The sequence below is a fragment of the Belnapia mucosa genome, from assembly GCF_016775475.1.
GTDB lineage: Bacteria > Pseudomonadota > Alphaproteobacteria > Acetobacterales > Acetobacteraceae > Belnapia > Belnapia mucosa.
In genome coordinates this window covers 357103-378040 of the sequence record NZ_JAEUXJ010000005.1, presented here as the reverse complement: position 1 = coordinate 378040, position 20938 = coordinate 357103, and the positions used below count along the sequence as shown (strand labels likewise).

The window sequence follows — 20938 nt, the reverse complement described above, 5'->3', positions numbered from 1 at the left end:
CGGTGGACCGCAGCGTGACGGCGACGGATCTGGGCGGCGCATTGCACGACCTGTCCCTCTGGGGCCTGTTCCTCCAGGCCGACTGGGTGGTGAAGCTCGTGATGGTCGGGCTGCTGCTCGCCTCCGTCTGGGTCTGGGCCATCGTCTTCGAGAAGATCACCAGCCTGCGCCGGGCCAACCGCGCGGCGGATGAGTTCGAGGACGCCTTCTGGTCCGGCGGCAGCCTCGACGACCTCTACCGGAAGGAGGGCGACCAGCCCTCCCACCCGATGGCCGCGGTCTTCGCCTCCGCCATGCGGGAATGGCGCCGCAGCGCCCAGCGCCTCGCCGGCTCCGACCTCGTCGCCGCCGGGCTGAAGGAGCGGATTGACCGCAGCATGAGCGTCACCGTGCAGCGCGAGATGGACCGGATGGAGCGCTGGATGGTCTTCCTTGCCTCGGTGGGCTCGGTCGGGCCCTTCGTCGGCCTGTTCGGCACGGTCTGGGGCATCATGAACAGCTTTGCCGCCATCGCGGGCATGCAGAACACCAACCTCGCGGTGGTCGCGCCCGGCATCGCGGAGGCGCTCTTCGCTACCGCGATCGGCCTCGTCGCCGCCATTCCGGCGGTGCTCGCCTACAACAAGATCAGCACCGACCTCGCCCGCTTCGCCAGCCGGCTGGAAGGCTTCGCTTCGGAATTCGGCGCCATCCTGTCGCGCCAGTCCGAGAGCGCGGTGGCGGGCGCCGAGGCCCGCGCTCCGGCGCCGGCGGCGGAGTAGGGCCATGGCCGCCTCGCTCAATGCCGGCCGCGGGAAGGGGCGCGGCCGCTACCGGCCCATGGCCGAGATCAACGTCACCCCGCTGGTCGATGTCATGCTGGTGCTGCTGATCATCTTCATGGTCGCGGCGCCGCTGATGACGGTCGGCGTGCCGGTCGACCTGCCGAAGACCCAGGCCAGCACGCTGAACCAGGACAACGAGCCGATCACCATCACCGTGAACCCCGAGGGCAAGATCTTCCTCCAGGAGACCGAGATCCCGCTGGAGGGGCTGGTGGCGCGGCTGCAGGCCATCGCCGGCGAGTCGGCGCAGGGGCCGAATGCGCAGGAACGCCGCATCTTCGTCCGCGGCGACAAGGCGATCAGCTATGGCCGCGTCATGGAGGTGATGGGGACCATCAGCGCCGGCGGCTTCAGCAAGGTGGCGCTGCTGGCCGAACAGCCCGCGGGCCGCCCGGCCGCGGCCGCCGCACCGGCGGCTGCCCGTCCCGCCACCCGTCCGACCCGCTGAGCGGAGGCCACGCGCGGGGGCGCGGTCATGCAGCACAGGGGAATGCGTTTCTGGGGCCTGGTCTCGGCGGCGTTGCACGTCGTCGCCCTGCTGCTCGGCCTGGTCTTCGGCATCCCGCCGAAGCTCGAGGAGCCGAAGGAGGAGGCGATCGCGGTCGAGATCGTCGCCAGCCTGCCGGCCCAACAGGCGCAAGGCGCCTCGGAGGCGGCGCCGGTCGCCGCGCCTACGTCCGTCCCGCAGCCGCCGCGGCCCGAGCCGCCGGCGCCTGAGCCGGTGCGCGAGGATCGGCTGCCGACCCCGCCGCCACCGCCGCCACCACCCCCGCCGGCCGCACCTCCGCCGCCCGCGCCGCAGGCCCAGGCCGCGCCGCCGCGGCCGAGCCCGCCCACGCCGAGCCCGCCGCAGCCGGCCCCCAGCCCGCCACCGCCGACGCCGGCCCCGCAGCGCCCGCAGCCGCCGCCGCAGCAGATGGCCGAGGTCGCGCCCCTGCCGCCGCCGCCGCCCGAGCCGCCGAAGCCGCAGCCACAGACCCCGCCGACGCCGCCCACGCCGCCGCGCCCGCAGCAGCAGGCCCAGCCGACGCCGCCCACGCCGCCGCAGCCGCCGAAGCCGCAGCAGCAGGCGCAGCCGACGCCGCCCGCGCCGCCCCAGCCGCCGCGGCCGCAGCAGCAGGCGCAGGCGACGCCCCCGGCCCCGCCGCGCCCTGATGCCAGGCCCGCGCCGCCGACCCCGGTGCCGCCGCCGCCGACCACCAACCAGCAGGCCGGCACCGGCCGCACGCCGCCCGTCTCCCGCCCGCAGGAGCTGAGCAGCAGCGTCCAGAGCACGCTCGACCGCCTGCGCCAGATGCAGGCCTCGAACGAGGCGCCGCGCGGCCGGCCGCAGCCCAGCCCTGGCGCGCCGCAGCAGGGCGGCGGCACGCCGACCGGCACCGCCAATCTCAGCGCCGGGGAGAAGGCCGGCCTCGCCGACAAGATCAGCGAGTGCTGGAGCGTCGATGCCGGCGGGCTGAACATCCAGAGCATCGTCGTGGAGTTCCGGGTCGAGGTGGATGCCGGCGGCACCGTCCGCAATGTCCGCCCGAATGGCAGCCCGCCCTCCGAGCCGCGCGCCCGCGCGGTCTATGAGGCGGCGCGCCGCGCCCTGCTCGACCCGAAATGCAACCCGCTGCCGCTGCCGCGCGAACGCCTGGCGGCGCTGCGGGACACCATTTTCCGCTTCAACCCGCGCGACCTCGGCCTGCGCTGAGGCCGCGCGGATCGAAACACCGGAGGAAGACCCAGATGGATGACGCTGCGATCCGCCAGCTCTCCCGCCGCGCCGCGATCTTCGGCGGTGCCGCGCTCGGCCTGCCGCTGCTGACCGGCCTGCCGGCCTTCGCCCAAGGCGGGCCGAGCTCGGTGGTCGACATCACCAAGGCGCGCACCGATCCGATCCCGATCGCGGTGCCGAATTTCGCCGGCGGCTCCGGCGAGGCGCAGCGCGTCGGCCAGGCCATCGCCGGCGTGGTGCTGAACAACCTGCGCAATTCCGGCCTGTTCCGGCCGGTCGACCGCGCCGCCTATATCCAGACCGCAGAAGCCGCGGCGCAGACGCCGCGCTTCCAGGACTGGCGCGTCATCGGCGCCCAGGCCCTGACCACCGGCCGGGCCGAGCTGTCCGGTGACCGGCTGCGGGTCGAATTCCGCCTCTGGGACGTGCTGCCCGAGGCGCAGATCCAGGGCACCGCCTTCACCGCGCCGGCGGCCAATTGGCGCCGCATCGCGCATCTGATCTCCGACGTGATCTATGAGCGGCTGCTGGGCGAGAAGGGTTATTTCGACACCCGCGTCGTCTATGTCGCCGAGACCGGGCCGCGCGACCGCCGCGTCCGCCGCCTCGCCATCATGGACCAGGATGGCGAGAACCAGCGCTTCCTGACCGATGGTTCCGCCGCGGCGCTGACCCCGCGCTTCCATCCGAATGCGCAGCAGATCGCCTTCATGTCCTATGCGCGCGGCGAGCCGCGGGTCTATCTCTTCAATATCGAGAGCGGCCGGCAGGAGGTGCTGGGCACCTTCCAGGGCATGACCCTCTCGCCGCGCTTCTCGCCGGATGGGCGCAGCGTGGTGCTCTCCTCGACGCGCGGCAATGACGCGAACATCTATGTCGTCGATCTCGGCAGCCGGCGGGAACGGCAGCTCACTTCGGGCGGCGGGCTCGATGTCTCGCCCTGCTTCTCGCCGGACGGCTCGCAGATCGTCTTCAACTCCGATCGCGGCGGCGACCAGCAGATCTATGTCATGGATGCCGGCGGTGGCGGCGTGCGCCGCATCTCCTTCGGCCGCGGCCGCTATGCGACGCCGGTCTGGTCGCCGCGCGGCGACCTGATCGCCTTCACCCGCATCTCGGGCGGGCAGTTCGCCATCGGCGTGATGCGGCCCGACGGTTCGGGCGAGCGCATCCTGTCGGAAGGCTGGGGGATGGAAGGCCCGACCTTCGCCCCCAATGGCCGCGTCATGATGTATTTCCGCGAGACCCCGGCACGGGATTCGCGCGGCGGCGGCTATTCCGCGCGCCTGTCCAGCATCGACATCGCCGGCTTCAACGAACGCCAGATCGTCACCCCGACCGACGCGTCCGACCCGGCCTGGTCACCGTTGTTGGCCTGATTGCGCAGGGCGTTTGCAATAAGCGGAAACAATCACCCTGCGACTTCTTCGTCACAGTAATGGCAGGCCTGCTGCGATAGCATGGGCGGGTGCGGATATTGCCCTATTCGTGCCCCCTTGCCTTGACCCTCTAACGCGCTGGTTGTAACGCCCGTCGTGGAATTCCGCAGTTCCGCGCTGCGCCATTTGGACGAAGAAGGGACGACATGATGCTCAATGCCAAGCTTCTGGGTGCCGTTGCCGCGCTTGCCCTGCTGACCGCCTGCCAGTCCTCGACCGCCGACAACGCCGCCACCGGCGCTGGCGCCGCCGCGGGCAGCTCGGCCGGCCCGCGCCCGGGCAGCCAGGAAGACCTGGTGGCCAATGTCGGCGACCGCGTCTTCTTCGACACCGACGAGTCCAGCATCCGCGCCGACCAGCGCTCGGTGCTCGAGCGCCAGTCCGCCTGGCTGTCCCGCTATCCGCAGGTGACGGTGCAGGTCGAAGGCCATGCCGATGAGCGCGGCACCCGCGAATACAACCTCGCCCTCGGTCAGCGCCGCGCCAATGCCGCCCGCGACGTGCTGGTGGCGACCGGCACCGCCGGCGCCCGCATCTCCACCATCTCCTACGGCAAGGACCGTCCGGCCGCCCTCGGCTCCTCCGAGGATGCCTGGGCGCAGAACCGCCGCGCCGTCACCGTCGTCCGCTAGAGCATTTTCAAGTCCGGCGTGAATGCCGGACGCCTCGGAAAATGCGGCAAAACAAAAGACTGGACCGGCTTCAGCCATGCACGGCATGGGTGAAGCCGGTCTAAAGCCCGGCCGCCGCGCCGGTGCGCTGTCCCCGGCGTGATGGCGGCTTCGTGCATATTCGGGGACAACCCCCTGGCCGATGCGGGCCGGCTGCCTTATCCAGCCGGCCCGCATTCCGTTTCGCGCGGACCGTTCTGCGCTGAGCCCCATCGGAGGCCCCTTGATGCGCCGCGTGCTCGCCGCCCTGATCCTCGCCACCACCATCGCCACCACCATCGCCACCCTGGCGCTGCTGCCGGCCGGCCCTGCCTTCGCCCAGGCCGAGAGCCGCGAAGGCATCTATCTCCAGAACCAGATCCTCCAGCTCCGGCAAGAGCTGGACCAAGTCCGCCGCGGCGGTTCCGCCATGGGCGCGCCGGCCGTGGTGCCGCCGCCCTCCCGTTCCGGCGGCGCCCCGCAGGGCGAACTGGTCGGGGCGCTGCTCGACCGGGTGACGGCGCTGGAGGATGAGACGCGCCGCCTGCGCGGCCGGCTGGATGAGAGCGAGAACCGCAACCGCAATCTCGGCCAGCAGGTCGAGAAGCTGCAGGGCGATCTCGACTACCGGCTCCAGCAGCTCGAGGGGCAGGGTGGCGGCCGCGCGGCCGCGCCGGCGGCCCCGCCCGCCCGGGCGGCGGCCCCCGCCGCGCCCAGCGCACCCGCCGCGCCGCCCGCGGCTGCGCCCAGCGCCGCCCGTACCCCGGAACGGGCCATCGCCGATGGCCAGGCGGCACTCGGCCGCCGCGACTATGGCGCCGCCGAGGCTGCGGCGCGCGAGGCGCTCGCCGCCCGCGGCAGCACCCGCGCCACCGATGCGCAGCTCCTGCTCGGCGATGCGCTGAGCGGCAAGCGCGACTATGCCGGCGCGGCGCTCGCCTATAACGACGCCTTTACCCGCAGCCGCACCGGGCCGCGCGCGCCCGAGGCGCTGATCGGCCTCGCCGGCGCCTTTGCCAGCCTCGGCAACAAGCGCGAGGCCTGCGACACGCTGGACGATCTGCGGAGCAATTTCCCCAATCTCCGCCCGCCGTTGGCCGAGCGCGCGGCCGAAGGGCGGCGTCGGGCCGGCTGCCGCTGAGCCCCGTCGGGCAGCAGGAATTCGCGGCGCTGATGGCGCCGCTCGGGCCCTTCGGCCCGGCCCCGGCGCTTGCTGCCGGCATCTCCGGCGGGCCGGACAGCCTGGCCCTGGCCCTGCTGGCCGCGGAGTGGGCCCGCGCCCGGGGCGGCTCGCTGCTCGGCCTGGTGGTGGATCACGGGCTGCGGCCCGAGAGCGGCGCCGAGACCGCCGCCACTATCGCCCTGCTCGCCGCGCGCGGGATCGAGGCCCGGTTGTTGCCGCTCGGCCTGCCCGCCGGGTCCCGTTTGCAAGAAAGGGCGCGCGAAGCACGGCTGACTGCCCTGCTGGAGGCCTGTCGGGCGGCTGGGCGGCCGTGGCTCCTGCTTGGCCATCAGCAGCGCGACCAGGCGGAGACGCTGCTGTTCCGGGCCCTGCGCGGCAGCGGCCCGGATGGGCTGGCCGGCATGGCCGCGGCGCGGCCGGCGGGCGCGGCGCTGATCCTGCGACCGCTGCTCGGCATCCCGCCGGCGCGGCTGGAGGCGGTGGTGGCCGCGGCCGGCCTCGCCCCGCTGCGCGACCCAAGCAATGCCGATCCGCGCTTCGCCCGTGTCCGGCTGCGCGCCGTGCTGGGGGAGGGGGAGGCGGTCCCCGCCCTGGCCGAGGCCGCCGCCGCCTTCGCCCGCCGTCGGGGGCGGGAGGCCGGGCCGCTCGCCGCCCGCCTCGCTGCCGCCGCCCGGCTCCACCCCGAGGGCTTTGCCGAGATCGATCCCGCCGAACTCGGCAAGGATCGGCTGGCCGAGGCGGCGCTGGCCGCCCTGCTGCGGGCGGTGGGCGGGGGACGGCTGGCGCCCGGCCGCGCCGCCACGGCCGCACTGCTGGAGCGGGGGCAGGGGAGCCTCGCCGGCGCCGTGCTGCGGCCCCGGACCGGAGGATGGCTGCTGCGGCGGGAGGTGGCGGACCTCGCCCCGCCGGTGCCGGCCAGGACCGGCACCCTCTGGGACGGGCGCTTCCGCCTGGTCGGGCCTGGCGCCGGGGATTGCAGCCTGGGCGCCCTCGGGCCGGCGGCGGCCGGGCTGCGTCGCCTCGCGCCAGGGCTGCCGGCCGCCGTGCTCTCTGCATTGCCAAGTATTTGGTGCAACGGCGTGCTGGTGGCGGTGCCCGGTCTGGATTATCCTGACCCCGAGCGCTGCACGGATTTCGCCACCGTGTTCGCTCCCGCTGGGGGCCCTGTCCTCGACGGCGCCTTCCGGGATGATGCGGTCGCGATGCGCCCGCAGCTTTCACTGGGGGGGCATTCACGGGCGGGGTCGGCATCCCTATCTTGGGGGTCGCTGGCCTTGGGCGTTGCCTGAGGCACCATGGCCCGATCCGGGTCGTGGCGGGAACGGGATATGCATCGGTGAACAATTTCGGCCGCAATCTGGCGCTGTGGGTGATCGTGGCGCTGCTGCTCGTCGCGCTATTCAACCTGTTCCAGCCCAGCGGCTCCGCCCAAAGGGGCGCCCAACAGGTCGCCTATTCCGACTTCCTCAACGAGGTCGGGGCCGGGCATGTCCGGGACGTGACCATCCAGGGCCGCACGGTCAACGGCACCCTGAATGATGGGCGGACCTTCCAGAGCTATACTCCGGAAGACCCCAACCTCGTCTCCCGCCTGACCGAGAAGGGCGTCCGCGTCGTCGCCCGGCCGGAGGAGAGCGACGTCAACCCGCTCTTCCACTACCTGCTCTCCTGGTTCCCGATGCTGCTCCTCATCGGCGTCTGGGTCTTCTTCATGCGCCAGATGCAGTCCGGCGGCGGCCGTGCCATGGGCTTCGGCAAGTCCCGCGCCCGCCTGCTGACCGAGAAGCAGGGCCGCGTCACCTTCGAGGACGTGGCCGGCATCGACGAGGCCAAGGGCGAGCTCGAGGAGATCGTCGAGTTCCTCCGCGACCCGCAGAAGTTCCAGCGCCTCGGCGGCAAGATCCCGAAGGGCTGCTTGCTGGTGGGCCCCCCGGGCACGGGTAAGACGCTGCTCGCTCGCGCCATCGCCGGCGAGGCCAACGTCCCCTTCTTCACCATCTCCGGCTCTGACTTCGTCGAGATGTTCGTGGGCGTCGGCGCTTCCCGCGTCCGTGACATGTTCGAGCAGGGCAAGAAGAACGCCCCCTGCATCATCTTCATCGACGAGATCGACGCCGTCGGCCGTCATCGCGGCGCCGGCCTCGGCGGCGGCAATGACGAGCGCGAGCAGACCCTGAACCAGATGCTCGTCGAGATGGACGGCTTCGAGAGCAATGAGGGTGTCATCCTCATCGCGGCGACGAACCGGCCGGACGTGCTCGATCCCGCCCTGCTCCGCCCGGGCCGCTTCGACCGGCAGGTCGTGGTGCCGAACCCGGACGTGTCGGGCCGGGAGAAGATCCTCCGCGTCCATATGCGGAAGGTCCCGCTGGCTTCCGATGTCGACCCGAAGGTGATCGCCCGCGGCACCCCCGGCTTCTCCGGCGCCGACCTGGCGAACCTCGTGAACGAGGCCGCCCTGCTCGCCGCCCGCACCGGCCGCCGCACCGTCGGCATGCACGAGTTCGAGCAGGCCAAGGACAAGGTGCTGATGGGCGCCGAGCGCCGCAGCCTCGTCATGTCCGAGGACGAGAAGCGCATGACCGCCTATCACGAGGCCGGCCATGCCCTCTGCGCCATGAAGCTCCCGGAATGCGATCCCGTCCACAAGGCGACGATCATCCCCCGCGGCCGCGCCCTCGGCCTGGTGATGTCCCTGCCGGAGGGCGACCGCTACTCCAAGCACAAGTCGAAGCTGCTTTCCGAGCTGGCGATGGCCATGGGCGGCCGCGTGGCGGAGGAGCTGATCTTCGGCCCGGACAAGGTCTCGAACGGCGCCTCGGGCGACATCAAGATGGCCACCAACCAGGCCCGCATGATGGTCACCGAGTGGGGCATGAGCGAGAAGCTCGGCATGATCGCTTATGGCGAGAACAGCCAGGAGGTCTTCCTCGGCCACTCCGTCACCCAGTCGAAGAACCTGTCGGAGAACACCGCGCAGATGATCGACGGCGAGATCCGCCGCATCATCGACGAGGCCTATTCCCGCTGCAAGCAGCTGCTCTCCGAGAACATCGACGAGCTGCACCTGCTGGCGAAGGGCCTGCTGGAGCACGAGACGATCTCCGGCGACGAGATCAAGCAGATCATTCGCGGCGAGCCGATCGTGCGCGAGCGGCCGGATGAGCCGGTGCCGCAGGGTCGCGGCAGCGTGCCCTCCAGCGGCCGCTCCTCGCGCCCGAGCGGCGGGCTGAACCCCGGCCCGGCGCCGGCCACCTAGTCCAGCGCCCCATGCGGGACTGGATCGAACCGCTGGGCCTGGTGACGGGCCCGGCGGTTTCCAATTCCGGCCTCCCTCTCCAGGGTGGGCCGCTGCGCTTCCTCCTCGCCCGGCGCAGCGGGGTGGTGATGCCCGCCGAGGCGGTGCCGGAGCCCTGGCGGGGTCGCCTCACGACCCGCCCGCCGGACTTTGCCGGCCTGCCCGATCCCGGCCGCCCGCTGGTGATGGGCATCGTCAATGTCACGCCCGACAGCTTCTCCGGCGACGGCCTTGCCGCCGACCAGGCCCGGGCCATCGCTCAAGGCGAGGCGATGCGGGAGGCCGGTGCCGACATCCTCGATATCGGTGGCGAATCCACCCGCCCTGGCGCCGAACCCGTCCCGCCCGAGGAGGAGATGCGCCGCATCCTGCCCGTGATCCGGGCGCTGGCTCTTATCGCCCCGGTCTCGGTCGATACCCGGAATGCCGCCACCATGGCGGCCGCGCTCGTGGCCGGCGCCCGCATCGTCAACGACGTCACCGCCCTCCGCCATGATCCGGAGGCATTGCGGGTGGTGGCCGAAGCCGCCGCCCCCGTCATCCTCATGCATATGCCGACAACTGATCCGCGCAGCATGCAGGCCCATACCGGCTACCGCGATGCCGCGCTGGAGGTCGCCGGTTTCCTCGCCGACCGCGTCGAGGCGCTGGAGGCCGCCGGCATCCCCCGCGTCCGCATCGCGGTCGATCCCGGCATCGGCTTCGGCAAGACCCTGGCGGGGAATCTGGCGCTGGTGGACCGGCTGCCGCTGCTGGCCGGGATCGGCTGCCCCATCCTGCTTGGTGCCTCCCGCAAGGGCTTCCTCGGCCGCATCGCCGGGGTCCCGGAGGCCGGCCGGCGCCTTGCCCCCAGCCTTGCCGTCGCGCTGGCCGGGGCGGGGAGGGGGGCCGCCATCCTCCGCGTCCATGACGTGGCGGAGACCGTGCAGGCGCTGCGCGTCTGGCAGGCCTCGCTTTCCGGTGACATGCCGCCCGCCGGGCGCTAATCCAATTCCATGACCCAGCCTACCCGTCGCCTCTTCGGCACCGATGGCATCCGTGGCAAGGCCAACCAGGCGCCGATGGATGCCGCCACCGCCCTCCGGCTCGGCCAGGCGGCGGGGCAGTATTTCAACCGCGGCAGCCACCGGCACCGCGTGGTCATCGGCAAGGATACCCGCCTCTCGGGCTATATGCTGGAACCGGCCCTGGCAGCCGGCTTCGTCGGCGCCGGGATGGATGTCGTCCTGGTCGGCCCGATGCCGACGCCGGCCATCGCCCTCCTGACCCGCAGCCTCCGCGCCGATCTTGGCGTGATGGTCAGCGCCTCGCACAATCCCTTCGAGGATAACGGCATCAAGCTGTTCGGCCCCGACGGGCTGAAGCTGTCGGATGCGCAGGAGGCGGAGATCGAGGCGCTGATGGCCGGCGACCTCGCCGGCGCCCAGGTCGCCCCGGCCCGGCTCGGCCGTGCCAGCCGCCTCGAGGACGCCCCCGGCCGCTACATCGAGGCCGCCAAGCAGAGCTTCCCCCGCCGCCTGACGCTCGAAGGGCTTCGCATCGTCGTTGATTGTGCCCATGGCGCCGCCTACCGCGTCGCCCCCACCGTGCTGTGGGAGCTGGGCGCCGAGGTCGTCTCCATCGGTGTCGCGCCGGATGGCTTCAACATCAACCAGGGCGTCGGCTCCACCGCCCCCGGCCAGCTCGCCAGCCTAGTGCGGGAGCGGCGGGCCGATATCGGCATCGCCCTCGATGGCGATGCCGACCGGCTGGTGCTGGTCGATGAGGCGGGGACGCTGATCGATGGCGACCAGATTCTCGCCCTGATCGCCGGGTCCTGGCATGCCGAGGGAAGGCTGCGCGGCGGCGCGGTGGTGGCGACGGTGATGTCCAATATGGGCCTGGAGCGCCATTTCAAGGGCCTCGGCCTCAACCTGCTGCGCACCGCGGTCGGCGACCGCTATGTCGGAGAACGGATGCGCGATACCGGCTGCAACCTGGGCGGCGAGCAATCGGGCCATGTCATCATGTCCGACTTCGCCACCACCGGGGATGGCTTGGTCGCGGCGCTGCAGGTCCTCTCCGTGCTGGTGCAGGACAAGCGGCCCGCCAGCGAGGTCTGCCGCCGCTTCACGCCCCTGCCGCAGCGGCTGGTGAATGTCCGCTTCGCCGGTGCCTCGCCGCTGAAGGATGATGCCGTGCAGCGCGAGATCGCCGCCTTCGAGGAGCGCCTCGGCGAGCGCGGCCGCATCCTGATCCGCGCCAGCGGCACGGAGCCGCTGATCCGCGTCATGGCCGAGGCCGAGGATGAGGCGCTGGTCACCGAGACGGTGGAGTCGCTCGCCGCCACCATCCGCGCGCGGATCGCCGCCTAGATGCGGGGCCGCGTCCTCATCATCGCCGGCTCGGATTCCGGCGGTGGCGCCGGCATCCAGGCGGATATCAAGGCGGTGACGGCGCTCGGCGGTTTCGCCGCCACCGCCATCACCGCGCTGACGGCGCAGAATACCGAGGGCGTCCATGGCGTCCTGCCGATCCCGACCGCCTTCATCCGCCAGCAGATGGATGTGGTGCTGCGCGATATCGGCGCCGATGCGCTGAAGACCGGCATGCTGCATGACAGCGCGACCATCGCCGCGGTCTGCGACGGCATCGCGGCCGAGGCGCCGGGCATCCCCCTCGTCGCCGATCCGGTGATGGTGGCGAAGGGTGGCCATCCGCTGCTGCAGCCCGATGCGGTGGAGACGCTGAAGCGCCGGCTGGTCCCGCTCGCCAGCCTCATCACCCCGAACCTGCCGGAGGCCGAGGTGCTGACCGGCCTCCGCATCAAAACCGAGGCGGAGATGGAGGCCGCCATGCCGGCCCTGCTCGGCCTCGGCGCCCGCGCCGTGCTGCTGAAGGGCGGGCATCTCGAAGGCCCCCGCCTGGTCGACCTGCTCGGCACTCCCGAAGGCATCCTCCGCTTCGAGGATGCGCGGATCGAGACGCGCCATACGCATGGCACCGGCTGCACTCTCGCCAGCGCGATCGCCGTCGGCCTCGCCCAGGGAATGCCGCTGGAGGAGGCGGTGGCCCGCGCCCGCCGCTATGTCCGCGCCGCCATCCTCGCCGCCCCCGGCTATGGGCGTGGCCATGGCCCGCTGGACCATGCCGTCACCTTCGACCCGGAGCGCCTGGGATGAGGACCTATCCTTTCGTCACCCTGGATGTCTTCACCGACCGCCGCTTCGGCGGCAATCAGCTTGCGGTCTTTCCCGATGCGCGCGGCCTCTCGGATGCCGAGATGCAGGCGCTGGCCGCCGAGTTCAATCTCAGCGAGACCACCTTCGTCCTGCCCCCCGAGGACCCGGCCAATACCGCCCGCGTCCGCATCTTCAATCGCACTGCCGAGATGCCCTTCGCCGGCCATCCCAATGTCGGCACCGCCTTCGTCCTCGCCGACCGCGCCCGCGAAGGCCGCCTCCGCTTCGAGGAACCGGGCGGCCTGGTCGAGATCGAGCTGGAGCGGGATGCAGCGGGGGCGGTGCTGGCCGCCATCGTCGCCGCACCGCAGCCGCTGACCATCGGCGCCGCGCTGCCGGCGGGGCCCATCGCCGCCTGTGCCGGCATCCCGCCGGGCGGCATCCTCACCGCCCGCCACGCGCCGACCCTGGCCTCCGATGGCGGCAATCCGCGGGTGCTGCTGGAGGTGACGCCAGAGGCGCTGGCCGCCGCCGCCCCCGACCATGCCGCCTTCCGCCGGGCGGTCGAGACGCTGCCGGCGCTCGGCGGCCGCCTCTCGCTTTATCTCTACCGATGGGATGGGGAGAGGCTGCGGGCGCGGATGTTCTCGCCCCTCTCCGGCACGCCGGAGGATGCGGCGACGGGCAGCGCCGCCACGCCGCTGGCCGGCTTCCTCCTCTCCCTGACCGGGGCGGAGCAGCAGGCGCTGGAGATCCTCCAGGGCGTCGAGATGGGCCGCCCGAGCCTGCTCCGCACCACCGCCCGTCGCACCGGGGGCGGCATTCGCGCCACGGTCGGCGGGGGCTGTGTGCCCGTGCTGAGGGGCGAAGCCCTGCTCTGAGGCCGGCGCGATGCCATGCCGCCGCTGGCTGAATTCCTCCTCGCGGTCCTGCTGCTCGAGCTGACGCCTGGGCCGAACATGGCCTATCTCGCCCTGCTCTCGCTCGAGCGTGGGGCGCGGCCGGCGCTGGTGGCGGTGGCGGGCGTCGCCGCCGGGCTGGCGGTGCATGCGCTGGTGGCCGGGCTCGGCGCCGGCGCCCTGATCGCGCGCTCGCCGCTGCTCTATGAGGCGCTGCGCTGGGCAGGCGTCGGCTACCTGCTCTGGCTGGCCTATGAGGGTTGGCGCGGGGAGGCGGATGCCGAGGCGAGCCTGGCCCCGCTCGGCGCGCAGGCGCCGCGGCTGTTCCGGCGCGGCTTTGTCACCAACCTGCTCAATCCGAAATCCGTCCTGTTCTTCGTCTCGGTCCTGCCGCGCTTCATCGCGGCGCCGGAGGGCGCCGGGGATGCGGTCCCCGCCGTGGTGATCCAGATGGCCCTGCTCGGCGGCCTCTATGTCGCGGTGGCGACCATGGTGCATGTCAGCGTGGTGCTGCTTGCGGGGCGGCTCCGCCCCTGGCTGGTCGCCGGCGCCCGGCGCGACCGCATGCGGCGCGTGCTGTCGCTGCTGCTTGCCGCCGTCGCGCTCTGGCTTGCCCTCAGCACTGGTCGCTAGGCCGATGGAAGCTGGGCGATCGAGGTCACCCTCACAGGCGATGGCCTTCGTTTCCTGGTTGCCCGGGATACCGATGTGAATGGCGTCACCGGCAGCAGCGTCGCCGTCGCCGTCACGCTGCGGCGGGGCCGATCCAACCGGCATCCTCCGCATCAAGACCGATGTGGCGCTCAGCGATGGCTATTTCGATGGCGTCGCCAGACTGAAGGCGCTCGACCTCTACGGTGCGGGCGCCGAGAGCGTGGTGTCCGGCAGCCATGCCGAGGCGGCCTTCGTTGGAGACGCCGAGAGGGAATGCGGGGGCTTCTCGTTGCGATGGCGACGGCGCGGCATTCTTGCAGCCGTGCCCGGGTGATCCCACGTCCGGCAAGGGTGCACCTCATGTGCCGCAGGCTCACGCTGTAGACCTCATGCAGCCATAGGGCGTGGCTGGTGATCTCGGCCGAAAGCGGTCGCCGGGGTGGCTATCGGCTCGGGCGTCATTCCACCAGCTTGGCCCAGCTCCATCGTTCACGCCACGGACCTTGGGGGCCAACGGCGATTTGATGTTCGTTGCAGACCTGTTTTCGGGTCGTCCGGTTGCTCAATACGGAAGATTTCACTACCTATGGTTGCGCGGCGGCTGATCCGCCACCAGAGAATAGTGATGGCCGCTGGGCAAAAGAATTCGACCAAAACCGTTTCCTTGACCGAAGTCAGGGGCACTGCCGGCGACGACACCCTCCTGGGTCGGGACGGCGACGACACGCTCATCGGTGGCGCCGGCAACGATATCCTCAATGGCGGCGCAGGCACGGACATCGCCGTCCTGGCCGGAACCCGCGCCGGGTATCGGGTCATCTGGCTCGCCAATGGCAGCGTCCGGGTCAGCGACACCAACCCCGCCGATGGCAGCGATGGGACCGACATCCTCACCTCGGTCGAATGGCTGCGCTTCGGCGACGGCACGATGCTGAGCCTGGCGCCGCCGCTGGGCCAGGCGCCTCGTCTTGTCGATGACAGCTGGCTGGTCTCGGCGGGCAGCATGGTCCGGTTCGGCCTGGCGGCGGCCCTGGCCAATGACACCGATCCGGACGGCCAGGCGCTGCAGCTCGTGAGCCTGTCCTCGACCAGACCCGCCGTCGCGCTGGTGGAGGATGAAATCCGCTTTGTCGCCGGCGCGGGCGGCGGGTCCTTCGTCATCACCTATGCCGTCACCGATGGTGTCTTCGAGAGCCAGGGTCATATCACCGTCCAGACGGCGACGCTGGATGCCGCCACTGGCACCCTCGCGCTGCCGACCGGTGCGCCCAGCCTGGAGAGCTACGCAGCGATCTCCCTGGCCGGGGCGACCGCCGCACGGCCGAGTGCCGCGGCGAATGCCTGGGTCGTCGGCACCACCGCCTCGGAGGTCCTGACGGGCAGCGCGGCCCATGATCAGATCTATGACGCCGGTGGTGCCGATACCATGTCCGGTGGCCTGGGCGACGATACCTATGATGTGGCCCCGGGCGATCTCGTCATCGAGAATGCCGGCGGCGGCGTCGACACCGTCCTGTTCTGGTCGGCCGGCGTGTATCGGCTTCCTGCCCATGTCGAGAATATCCGGATCATGGATGGCGGCTCGGCCCAGGCGATCGGGAACGAGCTGGCGAATTGGATGCTGGGCGGCGCCGGCGACAACCTGCTCGACGGCCGCGGCGGGGATGATGTGCTGGTCGGCGGCGGCGGGCATGACAGCTTCGTCTTCGGCATCGGCTATGGCCGGGATGTCATCCTGGATTTCACGCCCGGCGAGGATCAGCTTCGCCTCAAGGATTCCTTCGACACCGCCACCGGGGTGCTGGCCGCCCTGACCGATACCGCGAACGGTGCCAAGTTGACGCTTGCCACCGGCGATACGCTCACCTTCTGGGGGCGCAGCAAGGCGGAGTTCTCGGCCGGCGATTTTGCCCTGCCCAAGCCGATGCTCGACCTGCGTGGCTATCACGCCACCTTCGCCGCGGAGTTCAACGATCCCGCCGCGCCGCTCTTCCTGTCGGAAGGTGGGCCCTTCTCGCCGCTTCTCGCGCATTGGGAGAATCTGCGCCGCTTCGCCGACAACGGCGAACAGCAGACCTATGTCGATCCAGGTTTCGGCGCCCAGCCCCACAACCCGTTCAGCCTGGCCAACGGCAACCTCACCATCACCGCCATCCCGACGCCGGACACGCTGCGGGACGTGGTCTCGACGCCCTATGTCTCCGGTGTCCTGGAAACCTCAGGCGGGCCGGCCTCGGCCGGGCCGCATGCGGGCGGCTTCTGGCAGCAATACGGCTATTGGGAGATCCGGGCGCAACTGCCGGAAGGCCAGGGATTGTGGCCGGCCTTCTGGCTGGTCGGCCTGGGCGAGATCGACATCATGGAGGCGCTGGGCGGGGATACCGGCACAGTCTACCAATCGACCCACGACTTCCGCTCCGGGCTGCACACCAGCCAGCCGGTTGCGCTGGATTTCGATTATGCGGCGGGCTTCCACGCCTATGGCCTGCTCTGGACGCCCGACGCATTGCGCTTCTTCGTCGATGGGCAGGAAACCGCACGCCTCGACGGCGCCGCCTACCGCGATTTCGGCCCGAGCTTCCTGGTGGTCAACCTGGCGGTCGGCGGCAATTGGGGCGGCATGGTTGATGGCACGACGCCCTTCCCGGCGGAGATGCAGATCGACTACATCCGCGTCTATCAGTCCGACACCGTGCTGGCCTGAGGCCCGCCCATCCGTTCCCGGCCGGTCAGCGCTCATTGCCTTGAAGCAGGCGGGCGCCGACCACGGCGGCGGAGGCCCGATTGGCGACGCCGAGATTGCGGAACAGGGCCGCGAGGTGAATCTTCACCGTTCCCTCGCCGAGGCCGAGGGTCCGCGCGATTTCCTTGTTGGATTGGCCGCGCACGATGAGTTCCAGCACGTCGCGCTGCCGCGGCGTCAATGGCAGCGATGCCGTGGCCTCCTCCGCCGCCGGCGGCGCAGCGCTGGCCGAGGCGGCCGGCAACTGCGCCAGGGAGGAGGGAACATAGATCTGGCCGTTCAGGATCGCCTCGAGGGCCTGGGTCATCTCGCCGATCCCGAGGCGTTTCGGGACATAGCCATGCACGCCGGATGCGAGGGCGAGCAGGATGTCCTCGCGGCGTTCCGAGGCGGAGACCACGGCAACGCGGATGTCCGGAAAGCATTCGCGGACGGCGGCCAAGTTGGCGGCGCTCTCCATGCCCGGCATCGCCAGATCCATCAGCGCCAGGCCAACCCGCCGTTCCGGCCCGCCGAGCTGCTCCATGGCGGAGTCGAAGGAATCGCATTCCGTGACATCGGCGAAACCCAGCCGTCCGGTGAGGACGACGCGAGCGGCCATGCGGAAGAACTCGTCATCATCTGCCACCAGCGCGGTTCGCCGCGGGTCACTCATCCGAAGCAATCCTCATTTGCAGCCCCTGCCTGATGGCGGCCGGGACACTACCAAGCTCGGCAGCGGGAGAAACAGACGACCCCGACAATAATCCAGGGTATGTCGTATTTTCTGTGCGGGCTGACGCTGTTGGGATCAGCATTGCCCTGCCGTCCGACATCTTAATCCAAGCCACTCCTATATCTCAACTTTTTGTTGAGAGAGCGGGCTGCAACCGCCGTTTCAGCTCGGCCAGGGTCGCCTCATGCTCCTGCAGCAGGGCGGCGAGCGCGGGTTCGACCGATCGCGCCTCGCCCGGTGCCAGCTCGATCCCTTGGGCAAGACTGGCGAGACGCGACGCCCCGAGCATGCCGTAGCCGCCGACCAGGCGATGCGCGATCTGCCGCGTGACATCCGGGTCGGCCTCGGTCACGGCCTGGGTGAGCAGCCCAAGCTGCCGTGCCGCCTCTTCGTCGAATTTCTCCAGGATCTGGCGCAGGCCATCCGCCGGCAGGCTGGCCAGCTGGCTCAGTGCCGCCTCGTCCAGCACCGGCACGGCTGCGGTCTTGACGTCAGGGCCGTCTGCATCGCCGCCGGATGATGGCGTGGCAGCCGTCTCGCCGCTCAGATAGGACTGGATCTTCGCCAGCAATTCGCTGCTGCGGAATGGCTTGGTCAGGTAATCCGTCATGCCGGCGGCCAGCAGCCGCTCACGCGTGCCGGCCATGGCATGGGCCGTCAGGGCGATGACCGGCAGCCTCGCCGGCGTTCCGTCCATGGCCCGGATCCGCCGCATGGCTTCGAGCCCGTCCATGCCGGGCATCTCGACATCCATGAGCACCAGGTCGAACTCGGTTTCGGCCACCGCCGCCACCGCCTCGGCACCATCTGCGGCGCTGCTCACCTGGTGCCCGGCGGCGCGGAGGGTCCGTTCGGTGATCTCGCGGTTGACCGGGTTGTCCTCGGCGACAAGGATCCGGCCGGTGCGTGGGGCCGGCTGCGGGTCCGCCGAGGCCATCCCCTGCTCCCTGCCCGCCGCATGACGGGATCCCAAGGCATCGGTCAGCACTGCCACCAGGTCGCGGTGGCGAATGGGCTTGGTGATGACGGCATCGAACAGCCGCCGGTCAGCGGCCGCCAGCCGCTCCGCCGCCGAGGATGCGAGGATGATCCGCAGGCCCGGCCCGCCCGGCCCCCCGCGCAGGCGCCGGGCGATTTCCGCCCCGCTCATGCCCGGCATCATCTGGTCGAGCAGGGCGATATCGAAGGCGTGCCCCTGCGCCAGCGCGGCATCGACCAGGGCGATCGCGTCGCTGCCGCCCGATGCGGCCACGCAATCCAGCCCGATATCCAGGAGCTGCCGCATCAGGATGGTCCGGTTGACCTCCAGGTCGTCGACCACCAGCACCCGCCGCCCCGTCAGCCCGACCGTGACCGCGCGCCGCCTCGGCTGCTCGCGGCCCAGCGTCTCGAGCGGAGTCTCGATCCAGAAGGTGGAGCCACGGCCGGGCACGGTCTCCACGCCGATGCGGCCGCCCATCAGCTCGGTCACCTGCTTGGCGATCGCCAGCCCGAGGCCGGTGCCGCCATAGCGACGGGTGATCGAGGCATCGGCCTGGGTGAATTTCTCGAACAGCCGCTCCAGCGCCGCAGCCTCGATCCCGGGGCCGGTATCGCTCACGGCGAAGCGGACGACCCGCCCCTCCAGGCGCCGCGCCGCGATGACGACATGCCCGGCCTCGGTGAATTTCACCGCATTGCCGAGCAGGTTCAGCAGGATCTGGGACAGCCGCGTCGGATCGCCGCGGACCATGCCCTGCACCGCCGGGGCGATATCGACCGCGAGTTCGATGCCCTTCTCGGCGGCCCGGCCGGAGACGAGGGCCGCTACGTTCTCCACCGTCTCGCCCAGGTCGAAATCGATATCCTCGAGCTCGAACTGGTTCGCCTCGAGCTTGGCGACATCGAGGATATCGTTGATGACCGAGAGCAGCAGCTCGGCCGATCCCAGGGCGGTTTCGGTGAAGTGGCGCTGCTCGGGATCCAGCTCGGTGCCCGCCAGCAGGCCGACCATGCCGATGATTCCGTTGAGCGGCGTCCGGATCTCGTGGCTGACGGTGGCCAGGAAGTCCGATTTGGCCTGGCTCGCACGCAGGGCCTCGGCATGGGCGGCATGCAGCTCGGCGACCAGCTCGCGATGCGCGGTACGGTCCGACAGTACCGCCACGAAATGCTCGGTCTTCCGGGTCTCCCCGAAGATTGGCGACATGCGGAGATCGACCCAGCGCTGCCCACCTTCGGTGCAGTCGACGCAAAGCTCGGCTTCCACCGCTTCGCCCGCCGACACTGCCGCATCCACCCGCGCCACCACCTCCTCCGGGCCGGGCGCCGGGCCGATCAGCCGCCGCCAGCCGGTGATGGCCGGCCGTGCCCGCTCCGCAGCCGAGCGGACCTGGAAGCGCAGGGCCGCGGCGTTCCAGTAGAGGATCGGCAGGCTCGGCGAGCCCGCTTCGAGGACCGCGACCCCAGAAGGCGCCGCATCAATCGCGCGCTTGAGCAGCGAGTTCGCCTGCCGCAGCTGGGTCACATCGCGCCTGGCCTGGGCGACCTCGGTGATGTCGCGGAGCAGGACGATGTTGCCGAGGCCCGGCACCGGCCTGCTGATGCATTCGACCCAGACCCCGTCCGGCAGGAAGCTGCGATGGAGGAAGGGGCGCCCCGCGGCAAGGTCCTCGGCGAAGGCGGCGAGCCGAGGCTGCGGATCGCCATCCCCGAGGATGCCGAGATCGGCCATCCGCGCATGGATCAGTCCCGCCGGGTCGGCCGAGAGCAGCGCGGCCTCGACATCGAGGCCCACCATCTCGAAGGCCTTGCGATTCGCGGCCCAGAGGCGGCCGGCCTGGTCCACGGCATGCAGGCCGAGCGGCATCGCCTCCAGCACGCCATCGATGCTGCGCCGCCGGTTCGGCGCCCGGCGGTCGCCCGCCGCACCGCCGCGCTGCTGTTCCGAGATCGACCAGACGGATCGGCCGGCCTCCGGCGCGGCAGGCGCCGGGAGGCGGGGCTGCGGCGCGCGGTCCCCGGCCGGGAGCAACCCGGGCTCGGCCCGAGCCTCCGGCCCGATCGCCAGGCGACGGCGTTCCATGATCGACACCGCGATCGCCGCGAGCCGGCGCAGGGTCCGGAGCTGCGCCTCATCGGGGCGGCGCGGAACGGTGTCCAGCACGCAGAGCGTGCCGACCGGCAGGCCAAGCCGGGTCACCAGCGGCACGCCGGCATAGGCCCGGATGAAGGGCGGGCCGGTCACCAGGGGATTGTCGGCGAAGCGCGGATCGGCGTCGGCATCCTCGATGACCAGCGGATCGGTCTCGAGGATCGCATGGGCGCAGAAGGCCGTCTCCCGCGGGGATTCCCGCATGCCGCCGGGCATGCCGAGGCAGGCCTTGAACCACTGGCGGTTCGCGTCGACGAGGCTGATCAGGGCGATGGGGAAGCCCGTCGCCTCGCGGGCCAGCTCGACCAGGATGTCGAGATCGGCCTCGGCCCCGGTATCGAGGATGCGGAGGCGCTCCAATTCGCGCAGCCGGTCCGCTTCCCGCGCATGGGGCGGTGCAGGGGTCATCTGATGCACCTCCTCTGCCTTGGCTGGCCTGCCGCGGCGGGCGGGAGGACTACGCCGAATGGCCTAGGCCCGCCAACTGTCACTGGCGGTCCCGGCCGGTTCAGATAGGCC

Annotated in this window: 17 protein-coding genes; 15 read left to right on the top strand and 2 right to left on the bottom strand. The window is 71.2% G+C overall.

Annotated features, from left to right (window positions below; genetic code table 11):
- Positions 1 to 2 precede the first annotated feature (2 nt).
- The 15 genes from tolQ to JMJ55_RS15180 all read left to right on the top strand — a co-directional run bounded on the left by tolQ (position 3) and on the right by JMJ55_RS15180 (position 16532).
- Positions 3 to 761 carry a protein TolQ gene (tolQ, locus tag JMJ55_RS15250; RefSeq protein WP_202826407.1) on the top strand — a complete coding sequence of 253 codons (759 nt, stop codon included), beginning with the start codon at positions 3 to 5 and terminating at the stop codon, positions 759 to 761.
- A gap of 4 nt (positions 762 to 765) precedes the next feature.
- Positions 766 to 1272, top strand: coding sequence for a protein TolR (gene tolR / locus JMJ55_RS15245; RefSeq protein ID WP_202826406.1), 507 nt, complete (start codon positions 766 to 768; stop codon positions 1270 to 1272).
- 42 nt (positions 1273 to 1314) lie between these two features.
- Positions 1315 to 2520 carry a cell envelope integrity protein TolA gene (locus JMJ55_RS15240; protein ID WP_202826405.1) on the top strand — a complete coding sequence of 402 codons (1206 nt, stop codon included), beginning with the start codon at positions 1315 to 1317 and terminating at the stop codon, positions 2518 to 2520.
- 35 nt (positions 2521 to 2555) lie between these two features.
- Positions 2556 to 3923 (top strand): Tol-Pal system beta propeller repeat protein TolB, encoded by a 1368-nt coding sequence (tolB, locus tag JMJ55_RS15235; protein WP_202826404.1) that lies wholly within the window; start codon positions 2556 to 2558, stop codon positions 3921 to 3923.
- A gap of 209 nt (positions 3924 to 4132) precedes the next feature.
- Positions 4133 to 4615 (top strand): peptidoglycan-associated lipoprotein Pal, encoded by a 483-nt coding sequence (pal, locus tag JMJ55_RS15230; protein ID WP_202826459.1) that lies wholly within the window; start codon positions 4133 to 4135, stop codon positions 4613 to 4615.
- Positions 4616 to 4880: 265 nt separating this feature from the next.
- Positions 4881 to 5774: a tol-pal system YbgF family protein gene (locus tag JMJ55_RS15225; protein ID WP_202826403.1), complete on the top strand. Its 894-nt coding sequence runs from the start codon at positions 4881 to 4883 to the stop codon at positions 5772 to 5774.
- A 32-nt stretch (positions 5775 to 5806) separates the two neighbouring features.
- Positions 5807 to 7105 (top strand): tRNA lysidine(34) synthetase TilS, encoded by a 1299-nt coding sequence (gene tilS, locus JMJ55_RS15220; RefSeq protein ID WP_202826402.1) that lies wholly within the window; start codon positions 5807 to 5809, stop codon positions 7103 to 7105.
- A 47-nt stretch (positions 7106 to 7152) separates the two neighbouring features.
- Positions 7153 to 9075, top strand: coding sequence for an ATP-dependent zinc metalloprotease FtsH (ftsH, locus tag JMJ55_RS15215; RefSeq protein WP_202826401.1), 1923 nt, complete (start codon positions 7153 to 7155; stop codon positions 9073 to 9075).
- A gap of 11 nt (positions 9076 to 9086) precedes the next feature.
- Positions 9087 to 10100 carry a dihydropteroate synthase gene (gene folP / locus JMJ55_RS15210; RefSeq protein WP_202826400.1) on the top strand — a complete coding sequence of 338 codons (1014 nt, stop codon included), beginning with the start codon at positions 9087 to 9089 and terminating at the stop codon, positions 10098 to 10100.
- Between the two features lie 9 nt (positions 10101 to 10109).
- Positions 10110 to 11468 (top strand): phosphoglucosamine mutase, encoded by a 1359-nt coding sequence (glmM, locus tag JMJ55_RS15205; protein WP_202826399.1) that lies wholly within the window; start codon positions 10110 to 10112, stop codon positions 11466 to 11468.
- Entirely contained in the window at positions 11469 to 12275 is an 807-nt protein-coding gene (gene thiD, locus JMJ55_RS15200) for a bifunctional hydroxymethylpyrimidine kinase/phosphomethylpyrimidine kinase (RefSeq protein ID WP_202826398.1), read from the top strand.
- Positions 12272 to 13156: a PhzF family phenazine biosynthesis protein gene (locus JMJ55_RS15195; protein ID WP_202826397.1), complete on the top strand. Its 885-nt coding sequence runs from the start codon at positions 12272 to 12274 to the stop codon at positions 13154 to 13156. The genes thiD and JMJ55_RS15195 overlap by 4 nt, the downstream gene beginning before the upstream one ends.
- Before the next feature lie 15 nt (positions 13157 to 13171).
- Positions 13172 to 13807, top strand: coding sequence for a LysE family translocator (locus tag JMJ55_RS15190; protein WP_202826396.1), 636 nt, complete (start codon positions 13172 to 13174; stop codon positions 13805 to 13807).
- A gap of 79 nt (positions 13808 to 13886) precedes the next feature.
- Positions 13887 to 14162 (top strand): hypothetical protein, encoded by a 276-nt coding sequence (locus JMJ55_RS15185; RefSeq protein WP_202826395.1) that lies wholly within the window; start codon positions 13887 to 13889, stop codon positions 14160 to 14162.
- Positions 14163 to 14492: 330 nt separating this feature from the next.
- Complete coding sequence (locus JMJ55_RS15180; protein WP_268885311.1) at positions 14493 to 16532, top strand: family 16 glycosylhydrolase; 2040 nt, start codon at positions 14493 to 14495, stop codon at positions 16530 to 16532.
- A 25-nt stretch (positions 16533 to 16557) separates the two neighbouring features.
- Here the strand turns inward: JMJ55_RS15180 and JMJ55_RS15175 are convergent, their stop codons facing one another.
- Positions 16558 to 17226: a response regulator transcription factor gene (locus JMJ55_RS15175; RefSeq protein WP_202826393.1), complete on the bottom strand. Its 669-nt coding sequence runs from the start codon at positions 17224 to 17226 to the stop codon at positions 16558 to 16560.
- A 184-nt stretch (positions 17227 to 17410) separates the two neighbouring features.
- Positions 17411 to 20827: a response regulator gene (locus JMJ55_RS15170; RefSeq protein WP_202826392.1), complete on the bottom strand. Its 3417-nt coding sequence runs from the start codon at positions 20825 to 20827 to the stop codon at positions 17411 to 17413.
- Between the last annotated feature and the right edge of the window lie 111 nt (positions 20828 to 20938).